General features: G+C 63.8%; 16 protein-coding genes. 13 read left to right on the forward strand and 3 right to left on the reverse strand.

The annotated features are described in order from the left end of the window. Positions 1-283: 283 nt before the first annotated feature. The 11 genes from BLV20_RS26025 to BLV20_RS26075 all read left to right on the forward strand — a co-directional run bounded on the left by BLV20_RS26025 (position 284) and on the right by BLV20_RS26075 (position 11,805). Positions 284-637 (forward strand): hypothetical protein, encoded by a 354-nt coding sequence (locus BLV20_RS26025; RefSeq protein WP_092305287.1) that lies wholly within the window; start codon positions 284-286, stop codon positions 635-637. Between the two features lie 149 nt (positions 638-786). Then, positions 787-1,497 (forward strand): FadR/GntR family transcriptional regulator, encoded by a 711-nt coding sequence (locus BLV20_RS26030; protein ID WP_007925785.1) that lies wholly within the window; start codon positions 787-789, stop codon positions 1,495-1,497. 113 nt (positions 1,498-1,610) lie between these two features. After that, complete coding sequence (gene lhgO / locus BLV20_RS26035; RefSeq protein WP_092305288.1) at positions 1,611-2,804, forward strand: L-2-hydroxyglutarate oxidase; 1,194 nt, start codon at positions 1,611-1,613, stop codon at positions 2,802-2,804. A gap of 63 nt (positions 2,805-2,867) precedes the next feature. Next, the gene (locus BLV20_RS26040; protein ID WP_092305289.1) at positions 2,868-4,208 is read left to right on the forward strand and encodes an MFS transporter; all 1,341 of its coding nucleotides are present in this window, start codon (positions 2,868-2,870) and stop codon (positions 4,206-4,208) included. Positions 4,209-4,431: 223 nt separating this feature from the next. Continuing rightward, positions 4,432-5,391 carry an AAA family ATPase gene (locus BLV20_RS26045; RefSeq protein ID WP_007925774.1) on the forward strand — a complete coding sequence of 320 codons (960 nt, stop codon included), beginning with the start codon at positions 4,432-4,434 and terminating at the stop codon, positions 5,389-5,391. A 5-nt stretch (positions 5,392-5,396) separates the two neighbouring features. Then, positions 5,397-6,341, forward strand: coding sequence for a DUF58 domain-containing protein (locus BLV20_RS26050; RefSeq protein WP_092305290.1), 945 nt, complete (start codon positions 5,397-5,399; stop codon positions 6,339-6,341). Then, the gene (locus BLV20_RS26055; RefSeq protein WP_092305291.1) at positions 6,338-6,832 is read left to right on the forward strand and encodes a DUF4381 domain-containing protein; all 495 of its coding nucleotides are present in this window, start codon (positions 6,338-6,340) and stop codon (positions 6,830-6,832) included. Before BLV20_RS26050 ends, BLV20_RS26055 begins: the two co-directional genes overlap by 4 nt. Next, the gene (locus BLV20_RS26060) at positions 6,825-7,901 is read left to right on the forward strand and encodes a vWA domain-containing protein (protein ID WP_092305292.1); all 1,077 of its coding nucleotides are present in this window, start codon (positions 6,825-6,827) and stop codon (positions 7,899-7,901) included. The genes BLV20_RS26055 and BLV20_RS26060 overlap by 8 nt, the downstream gene beginning before the upstream one ends. Continuing rightward, positions 7,898-9,658: a VWA domain-containing protein gene (locus tag BLV20_RS26065; RefSeq protein ID WP_092305293.1), complete on the forward strand. Its 1,761-nt coding sequence runs from the start codon at positions 7,898-7,900 to the stop codon at positions 9,656-9,658. Before BLV20_RS26060 ends, BLV20_RS26065 begins: the two co-directional genes overlap by 4 nt. Continuing rightward, positions 9,655-11,304: a BatD family protein gene (locus tag BLV20_RS26070; RefSeq protein WP_092305294.1), complete on the forward strand. Its 1,650-nt coding sequence runs from the start codon at positions 9,655-9,657 to the stop codon at positions 11,302-11,304. Before BLV20_RS26065 ends, BLV20_RS26070 begins: the two co-directional genes overlap by 4 nt. Positions 11,305-11,427: 123 nt before the next feature. Beyond that, positions 11,428-11,805, forward strand: coding sequence for a hypothetical protein (locus BLV20_RS26075; protein ID WP_092305295.1), 378 nt, complete (start codon positions 11,428-11,430; stop codon positions 11,803-11,805). A gap of 100 nt (positions 11,806-11,905) precedes the next feature. On the opposite strand, the gene BLV20_RS26080 is transcribed toward BLV20_RS26075, so the two are convergent. Both BLV20_RS26080 and BLV20_RS26085 read right to left on the reverse strand, forming a co-directional pair. Further along, positions 11,906-13,138 (reverse strand): NADH:flavin oxidoreductase/NADH oxidase family protein, encoded by a 1,233-nt coding sequence (locus tag BLV20_RS26080; RefSeq protein WP_092305296.1) that lies wholly within the window; start codon positions 13,136-13,138, stop codon positions 11,906-11,908. A gap of 101 nt (positions 13,139-13,239) precedes the next feature. Further along, positions 13,240-14,319: a saccharopine dehydrogenase family protein gene (locus tag BLV20_RS26085; protein ID WP_092305297.1), complete on the reverse strand. Its 1,080-nt coding sequence runs from the start codon at positions 14,317-14,319 to the stop codon at positions 13,240-13,242. Positions 14,320-14,509: 190 nt separating this feature from the next. Here BLV20_RS26085 and BLV20_RS26090 point away from each other — a divergent pair, with 190 nt between their 5' ends. Together BLV20_RS26090 and BLV20_RS26095 are read left to right on the forward strand one after the other, a co-directional pair. Then, positions 14,510-15,313 (forward strand): type 1 glutamine amidotransferase domain-containing protein, encoded by an 804-nt coding sequence (locus BLV20_RS26090; protein WP_092305298.1) that lies wholly within the window; start codon positions 14,510-14,512, stop codon positions 15,311-15,313. A 224-nt stretch (positions 15,314-15,537) separates the two neighbouring features. Beyond that, positions 15,538-16,545, forward strand: coding sequence for an acetoacetate decarboxylase (ADC) (locus BLV20_RS26095; protein ID WP_092305299.1), 1,008 nt, complete (start codon positions 15,538-15,540; stop codon positions 16,543-16,545). A gap of 57 nt (positions 16,546-16,602) precedes the next feature. On the opposite strand, the gene BLV20_RS26100 is transcribed toward BLV20_RS26095, so the two are convergent. Then, on the reverse strand, positions 16,603-17,052 hold the full coding sequence (locus BLV20_RS26100; RefSeq protein WP_092305378.1) for a MerR family transcriptional regulator: 450 nt from the start codon (positions 17,050-17,052) through the stop codon (positions 16,603-16,605). Positions 17,053-17,278 lie beyond the last annotated feature (226 nt).

A 17,278-nucleotide genomic window follows, 5' to 3' on the forward strand; every position in this document is an offset into this window, starting at 1 on the left:
GCAGCTTAACGAGTGCGGCAAGCCCGCTGCTTGCGGTGCTGCGACATATTCGGTCATTGGCAGGCAACTGGCGGGCCAAGCTCTGGACAACACTAGCAGCCGCTGGAAAAAATAGCGCACGAAGCACGGTTTCCGGGACTGTCGTGCCAAAAGCCAAGCGCCGCCAGCACACCACCGCGACCTGTTCTCTGACACACAAAGCAGCAGAAATTCCCCCGGGCTGGCAGAATTGCACTTTGTTCGCCCCGCTCCCCGCGCCGGAGCCCGACCCAGGACACACCCCATGCAAATGACCACCGCCCACCTGATCGCCAATCCCTGCGATGACGAAGAAGACAACATGGCCATGCTCTGCTGCCACAGCAACCAGGGCGAGATGTTCCTGATGACCCGCTACCCGGACGAGGATGAGCTGGAGATCACCCTGGACGGCGAGCCTTCGACCCTGGACGGGGTGAAAGTCACCCTGAGCCCGACCCGCCTGCTGATCGAAATCGCCGCGGCCGATGCCGATGCCCTCAATGGCAGCGACCACCTGGAGATCCACCACAACACCGCGGCGGCGGACCTGGCGGAAGTCGAGGAAACCCTGCGCAACATCCTCAAGGGCACCGGCACCTATATCAGCGAGCTTTGATTTTACGAGCTCTGATTTTACGAGCTTTGATTTACGAGCTCTGATCTACGGGCTTTGATTCAACCCGGTTTGAGCAAGCGACTGGTTTCTTGACAAGAAACCGGCGCCCCGGCATTGTCTGACAACCTGACTTATGAGCCCCCTCCTCCATGCTTCAGCTCCAGCGCCCCGACACCCTGGTCGAACGAGTGGTCAACGCGATCCGCAAGGAAATCGACGCCGGCCGTCTGACCGCCGAATCGCGCCTGCCGACCGAACAGCAATTGACCGAGCAACTGAACGTCAGCCGCTCGGTGGTGCGCGAGGCCGTGGCGCAACTCAAGGCCGACGGCATCCTGGTCAGCCGCCGCGGGCTGGGCTCGTTCATTTCGCAGAATCCCAACGGCAGCGTGTTCCGTTTTCCCAGCCAGAAGGGCCGCAAGCCTGACCTGGTGCAGATGTTCGAAATGCGCCTGTGGATCGAAACCCAGGCCGCCTCCATCGCCGCCCAGCGCCGCGACGACGCCGACCTGCAACGCATGCGCAGCGCCCTGCAAGAGATGCACGACCAGCGCAGCGATCTGGCCGCGGCCGCCCTCGCCGACGTGGAGTTCCACCGGGCCATCGCCGACGCCAGCAAGAACCACTACTTCGTCGCCTTCCATGATTTTCTTCGTGGCCAGCTGGCCGAAGCGCGGCGCACCGCCTGGGAAAACTCGGCGGCCCATTCGGTCGGCGGTTCCGCCGATGCCGGCCGCGAACACCAGGCGCTGTACGAAGCCATCGCCGCCGGTGACCGGCAGCAGGCCGCCGCCTGCGCCGAAGCGCACCTGCGAGCCGCGGCCAAACGCTTGAAAATCGATCTGCCGAGTATCGATTAACCCCCTGTAATCACTGCCTGACGGACGCTGCCGCGCGGCGTCTTTTGTTTGCTTAGCTTTGTCTGACAACCTGATGATCAGACCCGAACAAGAATAACCAAGGTGACATCTGCATGATCTACGACTACTGCATCATCGGCGGCGGCATCGTTGGCCTCGCCACCGCCATGGCGCTGCTCGAACGCCAGCCCGGCGCCTCGCTGCTGATTCTGGAAAAGGAAAACGTCCTGGCCCGGCACCAGACCGGCCACAACAGCGGCGTGATCCACGCCGGCATCTACTACGCCCCGGGCAGCCTCAAGGCCGACCTGTGCAAGCGCGGCGCCCAGGCGACCAAGGATTTCTGTACCCAGCACGGGATCAGGTTCGAGGTCTGCGGCAAGCTGCTGGTGGCCTCCACGCCGTTGGAAGTCGAGCGCATGCATGCCTTGTACGAGCGCTCGCAGCAGAACGGCCTGAAGGTCGAACAGCTGGACGCGCAAGAGCTGCAGCGGCGCGAACCGAACATCGTCGGCCTCGGCGGCCTGTTCCTCGATGCCACCGGCATCGTCGACTACCGGCAGGTGTGCGAAGCCATGGCCCGGGTCATTCAGCAGGCCGGCGGCGAAGTGCAGCTGCAAACCACCGTGCGCGCCATCGTCGAAAGCGCCGACAAGGTCACCATCAGCAGCGACGACAAGGTCTGGAGCGCCCGCCAGCTGGTGGCCTGCGCCGGCCTGCAATCGGATCGCCTGGCGGCCCTGGCCGGGGTCAGGATCGACCACCAGATCATCCCGTTCCGCGGCGAGTACTTCCGCCTGCCGGCGGCGAAGAACGCCATCGTCAATCATCTGATCTACCCGATCCCCGATCCGCAGCTGCCGTTTCTCGGCGTGCACCTGACCCGCATGATCGACGGCAGCGTCACGGTCGGGCCCAACGCCGTGCTCGGCCTGGGCCGGGAGAACTATCGCAAGCTCTCTATCAACTGGCGCGACGTGGCCGAGTACGCAACCTTCCCCGGCTTCTGGAAAACCATCTGGAACAACCTCGGTTCTGGCACCACGGAGATGAAGAACTCACTGTTCAAGCGCGGCTACCTGGAACAGTGCCGCAAATACTGCCCGTCCCTGGAAGTCGACGACCTGCTGCCTTATGAGGCAGGGATTCGCGCCCAGGCGGTGATGCGCGACGGCACCCTGGTGCACGACTTCCTGTTCGCCGAAACCCCGCGCATGGTCCACGTCTGCAATGCCCCCTCGCCGGCCGCGACCTCGGCCATCCCCATCGGCCAGATGATTGCCCAGAGAATCCGCAAAGCCCGTTGATCCCCGCTGCACGGGTGCCTGGCGCCCGCTTGAAAATAACTACAAACAACAAGGAATCCTCAGATGTCAGTCCATGAGGCGGCCCCGGCCGCATGCGAAACGCCGCAACAAAAACAAAAACGCCTGCGCAAGGTCGCGGCGGCGACCATCTTCGGCTCGATGCTGGAGTGGTACGACTTCTATCTGTACGCCACCATGGCGGCCATCGTCTTCTCGAAAATCTTCTTCGACCCCAGCAACCCGAAAGTTGCCTCGCTGCTGGCGTTCTCCACCTTTGCCATCGGCTTTATCGCCCGACCCTTCGGCGGTGTGCTGTTCGGCTACCTGGGCGACCGGTTCGGGCGCAAGCAGGTGCTGGTCATCACCTTCTGCATGATGGGTGTGTGCACCACGCTGATCGGCCTGATTCCCAGCTATGCCTCGATCGGCATCTGGGCGCCGATCATCCTGGTACTGGTGCGGATCATCCAGGGCCTGGGTGCCGGCGCCGAACTGTCCGGTGCGGCGGTGACCTCTTATGAGCACGCCAGCGAAGGCAAGCGCGGCAGCCAGGGGGCCTGGCCGGCGCTGGGCCTGAACCTGGGCCTGCTGCTGTCGTCGCTGACCGTCTACCTGCTGACCATGAACGGCAACGACTTCCTGCTCTCCGGCGGCTGGCGCATTCCGTTCATCTGCAGCATTGCCCTGGTCGGCGTCGGCCTGTGGGTGCGGCGCAGCATTCCGGAAACCCCGCAGTTCGAGAAGCTGGACAAGGTGCAGGAAAAGCACAGTGCCAAGGTCCAGGCCTCGCCCCTCAAGCTGCTGTTCAAGAATGACCTCAAGGGCCTGGCCGTGGTGCTGTTCGTAGCCATTGGCTACAACGCCCTGAGCTACATCTTCAAGACCTTCTCCCTGGCCTACCTGACCCAGTACAAAGGCGTCGAGGCCCATGTCACTTCGCTGTCGGTGACCATCGCCAGCCTGGTGGCGATCGTCGCCGTACCCTGCTTCGGCTGGCTCTGCGACAAGTGGAGCAGCAAGAAGGTGCTGATGCTCGGCGGCCTGTGCTCGGTGTTGTTCGCCTATCCGTTCCTGAGCCTGCTCAATACCGGCGAGCCGCTGATGATCTACCTGGCCATCGCCATCGGCACCGGGGTGCTGGCGCCAATGATGTTCGCGCCCCAGGGCTCGTTCCTCAGCCGCCAGTTCCCGACCCAGACCCGCTCCTCCGGCTTCGGTACCGGCCGTGAAATCGGCACCGCCATCGCCGGCGGCCTGGCGCCCCTGGGCGGGCTGGCCCTGGTGGCCAACTCGGCGACTCACTCGACCGACGGCGTGGCGCTGATCCTGGCGGTCTCGGCGGTGATGGTGGTGGTCTTCGCCCTGTGCGACCAGGGCCGCAAGCACTCCAGCTTCAAGAACTGAGCACCATCCACTGACGCGCCGTGAGGGCGGCGCGTCAGGCACCCGCCGCCATCCCCTTGCGCCGATCCTTACAATAGGTCGCAGCGTTGCGGACGATTACCGGTTATTTACAGAAATTTGCCAGGTGCCGTTAGTCGCCGGGGGCCCGGATGGATTAAAGTAACGCCCCCAGCCCTGGCGTTATTCGAACGCCCTCGGTCACCCTCTGCAGGAACAGTCATCGATGGAACATCGTGAAGCGCTACTCGCGCTGCGAACCTTTCTTTCAACGCAGATTCTCGGCCAGGAAAAACTCATCGAGCGCTTGCTCATCGCCCTGCTCGCCGACGGCCACATGCTGGTCGAAGGCGCCCCGGGCCTGGCCAAGACCAAGGCCATCAAAGAGTTGGCCGAAGGCATCGAAGCGCAGTTCCATCGCATCCAGTTCACCCCCGACCTGTTGCCGGCCGACATCACCGGCACCGAGATCTACCGCCCGGAAACCGGCAGCTTCGTGTTCCAGCAAGGGCCGATCTTCCACAACCTGGTGCTGGCCGACGAAATCAACCGCGCCCCGGCCAAGGTCCAGTCGGCCTTGCTCGAAGCCATGGGCGAGCGCCAGGTCAGCGTCGGCCGCAGCACTTATGAGCTGTCGCCGCTGTTCCTGGTGATGGCCACGCAGAACCCCATCGAGCAGGAAGGCACCTATCCGCTGCCCGAAGCCCAGCTCGACCGTTTCCTGATGCACGTGAAGATCGGCTTCCCCGACGCCGCCGTCGAACGGCGCATCCTGCAACAGGCCCGTGGCGAAGCACTGAACGGCGAAACCAAGCCCGAGCGCCGTATCAGCCAGCAGGCGATCTTCGCCGCGCGCAAGGAAATCCTCGGCTTGTACATGGCCGACGCCGTGGAGGAATACCTGGTGCAGTTGGTGATGGCCACCCGCACCCCGGCCAAGTTCGACCCGGAGATGGCCGAATGGATCGCCTATGGCGCCAGCCCGCGCGGTTCCATCGCCCTCGACCGCTGCGCCCGGGCCCACGCCTGGCTGGCCGGACGCGACTTCGTCAGCCCCGAGGACATCCAGGCGGTGCTGTTCGACGTGCTGCGCCACCGCATCATCCTGTCCTTCGAAGCAGAAGCCGCCGGCATCGACCAGGACCGGGTGGTCCAGCGGATTCTCGACGTCGTAGCCGTCGCTTGACCCCGATGAACGCCAACCCAGTCGATGCCTCGGGCATCCGCGTCAGCCTCGCCGAGCTGATCGAGATGCGCCACCGCGTGCGCGAAGTGCAGCTGTTTTCCACGCCAAGCCAGCGCAGCCCGCTGGTAGGCCTGCACCACTCCAAGCTGCGCGGGCGTGGTGTCGACTTCGACCAGGTGCGGGTCTACCAGGCCGGCGACGACGTGCGCAGCATCGACTGGCGCGTCACCGCGCGCACCCAGGAACCCCACACCAAGCTGTTCCACGAAGAACGCGAACGGCCGATCTTCATCATGGTCGAGCAGAGCCGGCGGCTGTTCTTCGGTTCCGGGCTGATGTTCAAGTCGGTGCTCGCCGCCCAGGCCGCGAGCCTGATCGGCTGGGCCGCCCTGGGCCACAACGACCGGGTCGGCGGCCTGGTGTTCGGCGACGACGAGCACTACGAGATCAAGCCGCGGCGCAGCAAACAGAGCCTGCTGCAACTGCTCAACCGCCTGGTGCGGGTCAACCAGTCGCTGCACAGCGAAACCGAACCCGAGCGCGACGCCCTCGGCACCGCCCTGCGCCGAGGCCGCGAGGTGTTGCGCCCGGGCAGCCTGGTGATCGTGATCTGCGACGAGCGCGCCCTGAGCGACGCCGCCGAGCAGCAACTGAGCCTGCTGTCGCGGCATTGCGATCTGCTGCTGATGCCGCTGTCCGACCCGCTCGACCACGCCCTGCCCGCCGCCGGCCTGCTGCGTTTCGCCGAACGCGGCGCGCAGCTGGAACTGGACACCCTCAACTACGAACTGCGCCAGGCCTACCGGGCGCAGAGCGAAGCGCGCATTGCCCGCTGGGAATTGCTCGCACAGAAACTGCGGGTGCTGCTGATGCCCCTGAGCACCCAGAGCGAAATGGTCGAGCAACTGCGCGAATACCTGAACCCGCAACGCCCGGGGAAAACCCGATGAGCAGCCTCGACCAACTGCAACCCTTGATCGCCCCGCCCACCATCGGCCTGTGGCCCCCGGCGCCGGGCTGGTGGCTGTTGCTGGCGTTGCTGCCGCTGCTCGGCTTCGGCCTGTGGCGGCTCAAGCGCTTCTGGCCGCGCCAGCAGACCCTGCCCCGCGCCGAACAACCGCTGGACCCGGTGCGCCTGGCCGCCCTCGCCGAACTGGCGCTGCTGCCCAAACCCTACGACGGCGCGCCCGCCGGCGCCTGGCTGCAGCAGCTCAACGGCTTGCTCAAGCGCCTGTGCCGCAACCATTACCCCTACAGCCAGAGCCACACCCTCAACGGCCGCAAGTGGCTGGCGTTCCTCGACAACCGCTGCCCGGCGGCCGGCCTCACGCGCTGGATGGTCCTGGTGGAAGGCGCCTACAAGCCCGAATGCAAACTGGATGACAAGGCCATCGCCGGCCTGACCCAGGCGGTCGAAATCTGGATTCGCAAGCATGTTTGAATTCGCCTGGCCGTGGATCTTCGCCCTGCTGCCGCTGCCCTGGCTGCTGCGGGTGCTGCTGCCAGTGGCCGACAGCGGCGAGCCGGCGCTCAAGGTCAGCTTCCTCAGCGACCTGGAGGGCCTGGCCAAGCGCCGCGCCCGCGCCAACCTGCCGGCCTGGCGCCAACAGGCCCCGTTCATTCTGCTGTGGCTGTTGTTGCTGGTCGCCGCCGCCCGCCCGCAATGGCTCGGCGAACCGCTGCCGGTGGCCGCCAGCGGCCGCGACTTGCTGGTGGCGGTGGATGTGTCCGGCTCCATGGACTTCCCCGACATGCAATGGCAGGACGAAGACGTCAGCCGCCTGAACCTGGTCCAGCACCTGCTCGGCGACTTCCTGGAAAGCCGCGAAGGCGACCGCGTCGGCCTGATCCTGTTCGGCAGCAAGGCCTACCTGCAAGCGCCGTTGACCTTCGACCGGCATACCGTGCGCGTCTGGCTGGACGAAGCAAAGATCGGCATCGCCGGCAAGAACACCGCCATCGGCGACGCCATCGGCCTGGCGCTCAAGCGCCTGCGCCAGCGTCCGGCGCAGAGCCGGGTGCTGATCCTGGTCACCGACGGCGCCAACAACGGCGGTGAAATCGATCCGCTGACCGCCGCCCGCCTGGCCGCCGAAGAAGGCGTGAAGATCTACCCGATCGGCATCGGCGCCGACCCGGAGCAAAGCGGCACCCTAGGTTTTCTCGGCCTCAACCCGAGCCTGGACCTCGACGAACCGGCCCTCAAGGCCATCGCCGAAGCCACTGGCGGGCGCTATTTCCGCGCCCGCGACAGCCAGGAGCTGCAAGCGATCAAGGACACCCTCGACCAACTGGAGCCGGTGGCCCAGCAACCGACCCAGGCCCGTTCGGCGCAGGCGCTGTACAGCTGGCCGCTGGCCGCGGCGCTGCTGCTGAGCATGCTGCTGGTGGTGCGCGAGCGCTGGCCGGAGCATCCGCTGCAACGCTTCTTTACCCGCGAGCGCTTTCTGCAACCGCTGCCGGACTGGCGCGAGCGGCTTAAACGCCTACGCCTGCGGAGGCGTCGATGAGCGCGCCGTTCTGGGCCGAACTCTGGCCCCACTGGTTCCGCCCCTGGTGGCTGCTGCTGGTGCCGCTGCTCGGCTGGCTGCTGTGGCAGTTGTGGCATCGGCAAAAACGCGCCGGGCGCTGGCAGATGATCCTGCCGCCGGCCTTTCACACCGCCCTGCTCAGCGGCGGCAACGGCCGCGACAGCAAACTGCCGTGGGTCGCCCTCGGCCTGACCTGGATACTCGCCGTGCTGGCCCTGCTCGGCCCCGGCTGGCAACGGGTGGAGCAAACCAGCCAGAAACCGGCCGACCCGCTGGTGGTGCTGCTGGAACTGACCCCGGAAATGCTCGCCGGCGACGTACCGCCCAATCGCCTGGAACAGGCCCGGCGCAAGCTGCTGGACCTGCTGCAGGTACGCAGCGATGCGCAGACGGCGATCGTGGTCTACGCCGGCAGCGCCCACACCTTGGTGCCGCTGTCGGATGACCTGGCCACCAGCCGTAACCTGCTGGAAGCCCTCAAACCGTCGATCATGCCCCAGCCAGGCCACCGCGCCGACCTGGCCCTGCAAAAAGCCTTGAAGCTGCTGGACCAGGGCGCGCTGGGCCAGGGCCGCATCCTGCTGATCGGCTCGTCCTTGAGCGAGCAGGAACGCCAGGGCATCCGCCAGGCGCTTGGTGGCCAGGCGCCGCAGCTATTGATGCTGGGCATCGGCAGCCGCCAGGGCTCGCCGGTGACCCAGGAAGACGGCAGCTTTCTCAAGGACGAACAGGGCGCGATTCTCATCTCGCGCCTCGACGGCCCGAGCCTGAAGCAGTTCGTCGGCGAGCTGGGTGGCCGCTATCGCCCGGCGCGCCTGGACGACAACGACCTGCGCGGCCTGGGTCTGCTCAGCGGCCCGCAGAACCTGCGCAGCGACGGCCAGACCCTGCGCCTGGACAGCTGGGCCGACCAGGGTTACTGGCTGCTGCTGCCACTGTTGCTGCTGGCCGCCTGCGCCGGGCGCCGCGGCTGGCTGTTCTGCCTGCCGCTGCTGCTGTTCGCCGCGCCGCAGCCCAGCTACGCCTTCGAGTTCAACGACCTGTGGCTGCGCCCCGACCAGCAGGGCCAGCGCCTGTTGGAGCACAAACGCCCCGGCGAGGCGGCGCAGCGTTTCGAGGACCCGCAGTGGCAAGGCGTGGCGCTGTACGAGGCCGGCAACTACGCCGCTGCCGCTCAGCGCTTTGCCGAAGGCAACGACGCCAGCGCCCACTACAATCGTGGCAATGCCTTGGCCAGGAGCGGCGAGCTGGAAGCCGCGCTGGATGCCTACGAACAGGCCCTGGAGCTGCAACCGGAGCTTACGGCCGCGCAAAAGAACAAGGCCCTGGTCGAGCGCCTGCTGCAGGAAACCGAGCCCGCACCAGCGGAAGAACCGGCCACGGACGAAAACCAGGACAACGACGAAACCCGCCAGCCGCCGCAAGCCGGCGCGGCGACCCAGGCACCGACGACGCCAGGCCAGCAGCCCCCGGAGAACAGCCACCCCGCCACCGCCGACGAGTCGACGGACGACGAAATCGCCACCCCGGGCAACGATGCGGTTCCCGGCAGCGAACTGGGCGACGAACAGACCACCACGCCGCCGCTGCGCAATGCCCAGGACAATTTCGACGGCGAACATCGCCAGGCATTGGAACAATGGCTGCGGCAGATTCCGGACGACCCGGGCGAACTGCTGCGCCGCAAGTTCTGGTACGAACAGCAACAACATCAGGATCAGGGAAAAATTCGATGACCCGCTTCACCACTCTCCTGCTCACGCTGGTACTGACGCTCGGCGCTTTCGCCGCCCGGGCCGAGGGGCTGGTCGCCAGTGTCGACCGCAGCCGCGTGAACTCCGGGGAAACCGTCGAGTTGACCCTGGAGTCCACCGACGTCACGCTGTTCGGCAAGCCCGACCTGACGCCGCTGCAAGCGCAGTTCGAAGTCCAGGGCACGCGCCAGGTCAACCAGTTGACCAGCCTCAACGGCGACAACCGCGCCATCACCCGCTGGATCATCACCCTGCTGCCCAGGACCACCGGCACCGTGATGATCCCGGCCCTGCAACTGGGCCAAGTGCAGAGCCAGCCCATCAGCCTGCATGTGCTGCAAAGCGAAAGCCGCAACGACAGCGCCCCGCTGGAACCGGTGTTCATCGACGCCAGCCTCGACCAGGACAGCGTCTACGTGCAGGCCCAGGCGGTGCTGACTTTGCACATCTATCACTCGGTGTCGCTGTACGACGACAGCAGCCTGACGCCGCTGCAGATCGACGATGCGCGGATCGAACAGCTCGGCGAGTCGCGCACCTATGAAAAAGTCATCAACGGCATCCGCCACGGCGTGATCGAGATCCGCTATGCGATCTTTCCCCAGCACAGCGGCGTACTGAACATTCCGCAGCTGACCTTCAGCGCCACCCTGGCCGACCCCGTGGGCAGCCAGGACCCGGCGCCCCTGGGCCTGAAGCCGGGCAAGCTGATGCACGTGAATTCGGCGCAGATGCCGCTGACGGTCAAGGCCAAGCCGGTCGAATACCCGGCCGATGCGCCCTGGCTGCCGGCCCGCAGCCTGAGCCTGGGCGAAAGCTGGAACCCCGAGCCTGACCGCAGCCAGGTCGGCGACTCGCTGACCCGCAGCCTGACTCTCAAGGCCGAGGGGCTGTCCAGCTCGCAGCTGCCCCCCCTGCCAGTCACCGAGGCCAACGGCCTGCGCAGCTACCCGGACCAACCGCAGCTGAGCAATCAGGTCAGCGACCGCGGCCTGATCGGCAGCCGCGAAGACAGCCAGGCCCTGGTGCCGAATCGCAGCGGCAGCATCGACCTGCCGGCGGTGGAAGTGGTGTGGTGGAACACCCATGAGGACCACCTGGAACGCAGCAGCCTGCCGGCGCGCACTCTGCAGGTGGCGAACAATCCGAGCCTGGTGGTGGACACCCCGCCCGGCGCCACTCCAGCCGGCGTCGGTGGCGACAGCGCCACGCTGTGGGCCTGGAAACTCAGCACCCTGCTGCTCGCCTGCACCACCCTGCTGGGCTTTGGCCTCTGGTGGCGGGCGCGCTGGCAACCGGCGATCCTGCGCGCCGCGCAGACCGGCCCGAGCCCGCGCACCCTGCTCGACGACCTCAAGCGCGCCTGCCTGGCCAACGACCCGCAGGCCACTCGCCAGGCCCTGGACGCCTGGGCCCGCCAGCAACCGGAAACCCTGGCCGACATGGCCGCCCGCTTCGTGCCCCTGTCCGACGCCCTGGACGGCCTCAACGGCGCGCTCTACAGCGAAACCGGCCACTACTGGCAAGGCGAAGAACTGTGGCGCGCGATCCGCGCCATCCCGATCGCCGAACACGTGCAAACGCCACTGGCCGACACCAGCAGCCTGCCGCCGCTCTACCCGAAATAACCGAGGAAACCGTGCAGCCTCGCGCTGCGGTTTCCGCCAACAAAATCAGAATTGTCCTATTCCTCAGCGCGAACCGAGAGTGAGCTAATCGCCGCTCTCCCCCGTCGAGGCAGGCCGCAAATTTTGATCATCTCCTCCAGTGCCCGCTTTCTGCTCGTCACCCATTTGCACAGCAGCTCCCTCCAACCCACCGCCCACCTGCGTGAGCGACTGAACTCGATTCTTGACCAAGAGCTGAATGCGACTTGCCAGTTGTTGTTCTGCAACGCCGAGCAGACTGAGTTGGGCTGGCTGATCCAGTCGAGCCAGCCCTACCGAGAGCTCGATGCCACCCTGTCCCAACTGGCCCTACCCGACTCCCTGGCGCTGCGCGCTACCGGAGCGAGCCTGGAGCGCTTCGAGTTGTTCGAACAGTACGAAAAACCCAAGCTGGGTGCTGCCTGGCAGGGGTGCAGGAACCTGGTTGAAAAGATCTTCCTGCGACTGTTGGCGCGGGTGTGAGTAGCACTGACGGTGCGCTTTCGGCCAAAAAGCGGACGCTGTCAGTTACCTCCAAAGTGGATTTCACCCTTGAGCCTTTGCGGTTGAAATGGGCATCGAATCACATCGAACGTCGTTCTATCCACCGTCGGTATTGGCGGGTGCGACAGGCCGTGGCGAGCTGTTGCAAGAGCAGCGCGCGTAACGGTGACACCCCTGGATAGGGCTTTTTGTCCTGGCTGAGTTTGCGCAGCTGAAACTTGACGACTGCCATGTTGGCCAAGGACGCGATGGTCTTGTTTTTCCAGGTGATTGGCGGCAGTTGCGGAGCGTTGTCTTTACCCACAAGCCAATCCCGAGGCAGGTAAGGATCGATGGCCAAAGCCGTTCCGATGCCGACCATGTCTACGCCACTCTGCACGACCATTTCGGCAATGGGACGCCGGCGCACTCCGCCGGTAACCATCACCGGCATCCTGGCGACGGTCTGGATGTCACGGGCAAACTCGACGAAATAGGCCTCACGCGCCAGAGTGCGACCATCGCGCGCCTCGCCTTGCATGGCCGGCACTTCGTAGCTGCCACCGGATAGCTCGACCAGGTCCACCTCCAGATCATTGAGCCGTTCAACCACTTGCCTGGCGTCATCGGCGGTGAACCCTCCGCGTTGGAAATCGGCCGAGTTGAGTTTGACCGCCACCGCAAAGCCTGGGGAAACCACGGCCCGTACCGCCGTGACAATCTCAAGCAGCAGGCGTGCCCGGTTTTCCAGGGAGCCGCCCCACTCGTCCGTTCTCTTGTTGCTCAACGGCGACAGGAACTGGCTCAACAGATAGCCATGGGCCGCGTGGATTTCCACGCCGGTGAAACCGGCTTCTTCACCGAGGCGCGCCGTGCGCGCGAAGCGTTGGATGACCTCTTCGATCATGCTGGGAGTCATCGCATGGGGCGTGGCGAAATGCTTGGACATTTTGCCCAGCTGCAGCGGTATGGCTGACGGAGCCCAGGTTTTCTGCCCAAGACTGGCCTGCATCTGACGGCCGGGATGATTGATCTGCAGCCAGAACTGCGCACCGCCGGACCGACCGACCCGCGCCCAGCGCCGAAACTTGTCCAGTTGCTGGTCATCCTGCAGCACCACGCCGCCCGGCCCGGTCATGGCACGGCCATCGACCATCACGTTGCCTGTGATGATCAGCCCGGCGCCACCATCGGCCCAGGCCTGATACAAGCGCATCAGTTCTTCGGAAGGCGCCTGGTCGGCGTCCGCCATGTTCTCTTCCATGGCGGCTTTGGCGATACGGTTCTTGATGGTCGAACCATTGGGGAGCATCAGGGTGTCGAACACATTCATGGGCAGTCCCTCATTTGACGTGGGACCAGCCTAAGTTTGAAGTGAACTTGAAGGTCAATAGCTTTTTTTCAACTGCATCCGACAGTTTCATCGAACACCGCCTATTCGATGTTCAAGGCGCCTGATCCCGGCAAGCGCGTCACCAGATCGGCGCCCAGCAACCTCGCGGGCGTGTAGGCACCGCCTGCCGGGCGCGCCTGTAACAGGTAGTCGACCACGGTCAGCGCACCGTAGATCGTCAGGCTGTAGACATTCGCGGTGTGCACGCGCGCCACCTTGCAATCGCCGCGAGCGTTACGGGCTTCGCCCCAGACATAGGTGCCCTGGTCGGCACGCTTTTCGTCATCCGGGCCGATCACGGTCTTGCCGATGTGGGCCTTGAGCCGCTTCTGCACGAACGACAAACCCAGCAGCGGGCGAATCAGGTTGGCGAACCTGGCGCCGCGAACCATACCGGCGGAGCCCGGCACGAACACCTCGATATTGGCAATGCCGGTGGTGTGATAGGCCGTGGAAACATCGCCCCAGGGAATGGTCATGGCAAGCTTCTCGCCAGCGCCAAAATCGATACGACGCACCCGGTAGGCCAGGGGTACGGAGACGATTTTGCCCTCGCGGCGTATCTTGCCGCCCTGGGCCATGCCTTCGATTGAAGTCTTGGCCGTGCCCGGCGACAAGCTGGAGCGCGAATCGAACCCCAAGGCCAGGTGCGTTGCATCCGGCAGCGCGGCCTTGAGTGCAGCGGCGACGCAGTCGGTGGGGATCACGTCGAAGCCGACCCCGGGGCAAATCACCACGTCCGCCGCTTGCGCACGCTCATGCAGGGACTGGGCGTGTTCGAACACGGCAATCTCGCCGGTGATGTCCAGGTAATGCGAATTGGCCCGCAAGCAAGCGTCCATCATCGGTGCGGCGGTCGCCGAAAACGGCCCCGCGCAATGCAAGACCAAGCCATGGCCCTTGATCTGGGCCAGCAGTCGCACCTCGTCATCCAGCCCGAAAATACGTGCCTCAAGCCCCAGCTCCCGGGCCAAGGGTTCGATCCTGTCGCGGCTGCGCCCCGCCAGCACCGGCCTGAGCCCACGCTTGACGGCTTCGCGAGCGATCAGCTCGCCGGTATAACCGTAGGCGCCATAGATCATCCATTTCATCTGCGTCACGGGGTGGTCTTGCTGGCTCATGCTGTGGCTCCTGACTGGATGGTTAAGTGCGTTCTTGCCCAATCGGCGCCAGACGCTAACGTTGAAGTCAGGTTTAGAGTCAAGCAGAACCGCGCCAGCGCCCACGGAAACTTTTTGGAAATATGGGGATTGACCTTAAAGCATGGTTCAAGGTGAGCATGACTGGCACTGCATGACTGTCGGAGCCCGGATGATGTTGAAGACCCTTGTTTCTTGTGCGTTGGTATTGATAGGCGGTGTATTCATGACTTTTGCAAATGCTGAAACCAACCCTTCCACTGCAATGCCGAAGGATCGCCAGATACTGGTGATCATGACCAATCACGCCAGCTATCCCTCACGAACCGACACCACGGGGCTGTGGTTGACCGAGCTGACGCATTTCACGGATGTCGTCGAGGCCGCCGGTTATACGACGGTTTTTGCCAGCCCCAAGGGCGGAGCGGTTCCGCTGGACGAGCGCAGCCTCGGTTGGCTCTACATGGACAAGGCCGCCCGTGAGCATTTGCAGTCACCGGCGTTTCGCGCTCGCCTGAACAACACAATACCGATCGCCGACATCGACCCCTCCCGCTTCAGCGTCATCTATTTCACCGGGGGCCACGGTGTGATGTGGGACTTTCCCGACAACCCGGACCTGCGTCGTGTCGCCGAGAAGATCTACAACCAAGGCGGCATTGTCTCGGCGGTCTGCCATGGCGTGGCGGGACTGCTGGATCTCAAGGACGAGCAAGGCCAGGCACTTATCAAGAACAGAAACATCACCGGTTTCTCGAATCGCGAAGAGCTGCTTTCGGGCATGAAGAACCAGGTTCCCTTCTTCCTCGAGGACAGACTGGTCGGCCAGGGTGCGCGTTACCGCAAGGCCTGGCTGCCATTCACCCCATTTGCCATCACCGATGGCCGCCTGGTGACGGGGCAGAACCCGCAGTCGCCCAGGGCCGTGGCTGAAGCCGTGATGGCCTTGCTCTCCGCTGGCAATAAAACTCGCTGAGCCATTGCAAACGGCACGCTGAAAGCCAACGAAAAAAGCCAGCTCACGGCGCTTGACCTTAAAGTTCAGTTTAACGTTAAGGTGATTTTCGGCGGCTTTCAAAAGCCTGCCCTGGCGAATTTCGGCTGGCGTGAATGGCGTGAGATATCGAGCGCATCGAGTGCTCAGCGAAATTCTCTGGTCGACGCCATCGAGTCAGATGCAATCACCTGGAGAGAAACCCATTGAAACTCGCAAGTGCAGCCGTTTTAACAGGATTGCTTTTAAACACGTTTGCCAATCATGCATTGGCGGGGATGCCTGAAATGCCCAGCCAGACCGACAGCACCCTGATCGATATCGCGGGCCATCAGGTGCCCGTGGTCAAGGGCGGCTTGTACGACCGCTTTCGCTCCAACCCTCCCTTGTCGGTGATTGCCGCAGAAGTCCCGGGCGTTGATTTGAGCTGGTTCAAAGGGCTGGAGAAGACCAGGGTCGACATCGGCTTTGAGTCCTACTCCCCGAACTTCTACTACCAGAACAGTCGCGTGACCGCTGTCTATACGGCAGACCTGGACAGGCTTCGGGCGCTGATGCCGGCCGAGGTGCTGGCCACCGTCCAACCCCTGCAAGTCTGGCCAGGCCGGGGCTTGATCGCGTTTACCGCCTATACCTACGAGCACTGCGATAACGACGCCTATAACGAAGTCGCCCTATCGATCATCACCAACAAGCCTGGCAAGGCCAACCTGGGCCCCTTCACGCTGATTGGCCAGTCGATGTCCGGAGATTTCTGGGGTTATGTGCTCAAGCTGCCGGTCAATACCGAGCTTGCGCGGGTTCGCGGTGTCGTCGGTTATAACCTGCCGAAATGGCTGACAGGTATTGAGCGAAAAGAGGATGCCAAATCGGTGACCTATGACATTACCGACAGCCAGACCGGCAAAGTGGACGTGTCCTTCACCGCGAAGAAGCTCGATGACCTGTCCAGCGACATTGATATCGTCACCAGCAGCTTCACCAATCTCGATCACAAGGGCCAATTGGCCTATGGGTATGCCGTTTCCCGCCAGCTCAGCCATGGCTCCAGCCGGAGCGCGGATTCGGCGACCCTCACGCTGGGCGACGGTAGCCTGTCGAACTACATTCGCTCCTTGCAGCTCGGGAAAATGCTGAAGTACGAATATGTGCCTGAGTTCCAAAGCGCGCTCTACGCGCCAAAACCACTCGTTACCCTGGCTGGCATGCACTGATCAAAGGATCATGGCTTTTTAAGCCTGTCAGGCCTCATCAGCCTGACAGGTTGCGTGTTACTTGGAAGACGCACCATTACGGCGGCCTGAAGCCGGCACCCCGCCTTCTTCACGCAGACGATGCAACAACAATTGCGTGTTGTCCGCACAGCCCATGCCCTCGGGCTTACTCTCGACACCCTCGATCACAAGCAGTAGCTGGGCTTTATTCTGCGCCAGCCGTTGCTGGAGGATTTCGATTTCCTCGACCTTGCGCTTGAGCCCACTCAGCAACTCTTCATGCTGCCATCCGTTGGCATTCATAGGCAGTAACTGGTGGATCTCCTCCAGCGAAAAACCTGCCGCCTGTGCCCCGGTGATGATCTCCAGCACCCACTCGGTGTCAGGTGCGTAGTCCCGATACCCGTTGGCTTTGCGCTCGACGGATTTGATCAAGCCTCTCGCTTCGTAGAAGCGGATGCGTGAAGGCGCCAACCCGCTGATTTTCGCCAGTTCGCCAATTCTCATATTCCCACCCAAAAAACCATTGACCTTAAAGTTGACTTTAAACCTAAAGTTATTTGGCGGCCAAGCAGCGCAAGCGTCGCCCCATGACTCAAGAGCTATCTTGCCGAACGCCAACTTTTGACTGTCGCCAAACGGCACCGCTATTCGGCATCCAAGCAAACCCCACACCCCATTTGCCAGTAAACTCTCCCCCCTCACGCCGCGCTCCTCTTCCCTGCGGCTCACC

It is taken from the genome of Pseudomonas sp. NFIX28, assembly GCF_900107395.1.
Classification (GTDB): Bacteria; Pseudomonadota; Gammaproteobacteria; order Pseudomonadales; family Pseudomonadaceae; genus Aquipseudomonas.

Coding starts and splice junctions, on each gene's coding strand:
- BLV20_RS26065 (WP_092305293.1), top strand. CDS start 7,898: ATGAGCGCGCCGTTCTGGGCCGAACTCTGGCCCCACTGGTTCCGCCCC.
- BLV20_RS26025 (WP_092305287.1), top strand. CDS start 284: ATGCAAATGACCACCGCCCACCTGATCGCCAATCCCTGCGATGACGAA.
- BLV20_RS26060 (WP_092305292.1), top strand. CDS start 6,825: ATGTTTGAATTCGCCTGGCCGTGGATCTTCGCCCTGCTGCCGCTGCCC.
- BLV20_RS26050 (WP_092305290.1), top strand. CDS start 5,397: ATGAACGCCAACCCAGTCGATGCCTCGGGCATCCGCGTCAGCCTCGCC.
- BLV20_RS26030 (WP_007925785.1), top strand. CDS start 787: ATGCTTCAGCTCCAGCGCCCCGACACCCTGGTCGAACGAGTGGTCAAC.
- BLV20_RS26085 (WP_092305297.1), bottom strand. CDS start 14,319: ATGAGCCAGCAAGACCACCCCGTGACGCAGATGAAATGGATGATCTAT.
- BLV20_RS26040 (WP_092305289.1), top strand. CDS start 2,868: ATGTCAGTCCATGAGGCGGCCCCGGCCGCATGCGAAACGCCGCAACAA.
- BLV20_RS26055 (WP_092305291.1), top strand. CDS start 6,338: ATGAGCAGCCTCGACCAACTGCAACCCTTGATCGCCCCGCCCACCATC.
- BLV20_RS26045 (WP_007925774.1), top strand. CDS start 4,432: ATGGAACATCGTGAAGCGCTACTCGCGCTGCGAACCTTTCTTTCAACG.
- BLV20_RS26080 (WP_092305296.1), bottom strand. CDS start 13,138: ATGAATGTGTTCGACACCCTGATGCTCCCCAATGGTTCGACCATCAAG.
- BLV20_RS26090 (WP_092305298.1), top strand. CDS start 14,510: ATGATGTTGAAGACCCTTGTTTCTTGTGCGTTGGTATTGATAGGCGGT.
- BLV20_RS26070 (WP_092305294.1), top strand. CDS start 9,655: ATGACCCGCTTCACCACTCTCCTGCTCACGCTGGTACTGACGCTCGGC.
- BLV20_RS26100 (WP_092305378.1), bottom strand. CDS start 17,052: ATGAGAATTGGCGAACTGGCGAAAATCAGCGGGTTGGCGCCTTCACGC.
- lhgO (WP_092305288.1), top strand. CDS start 1,611: ATGATCTACGACTACTGCATCATCGGCGGCGGCATCGTTGGCCTCGCC.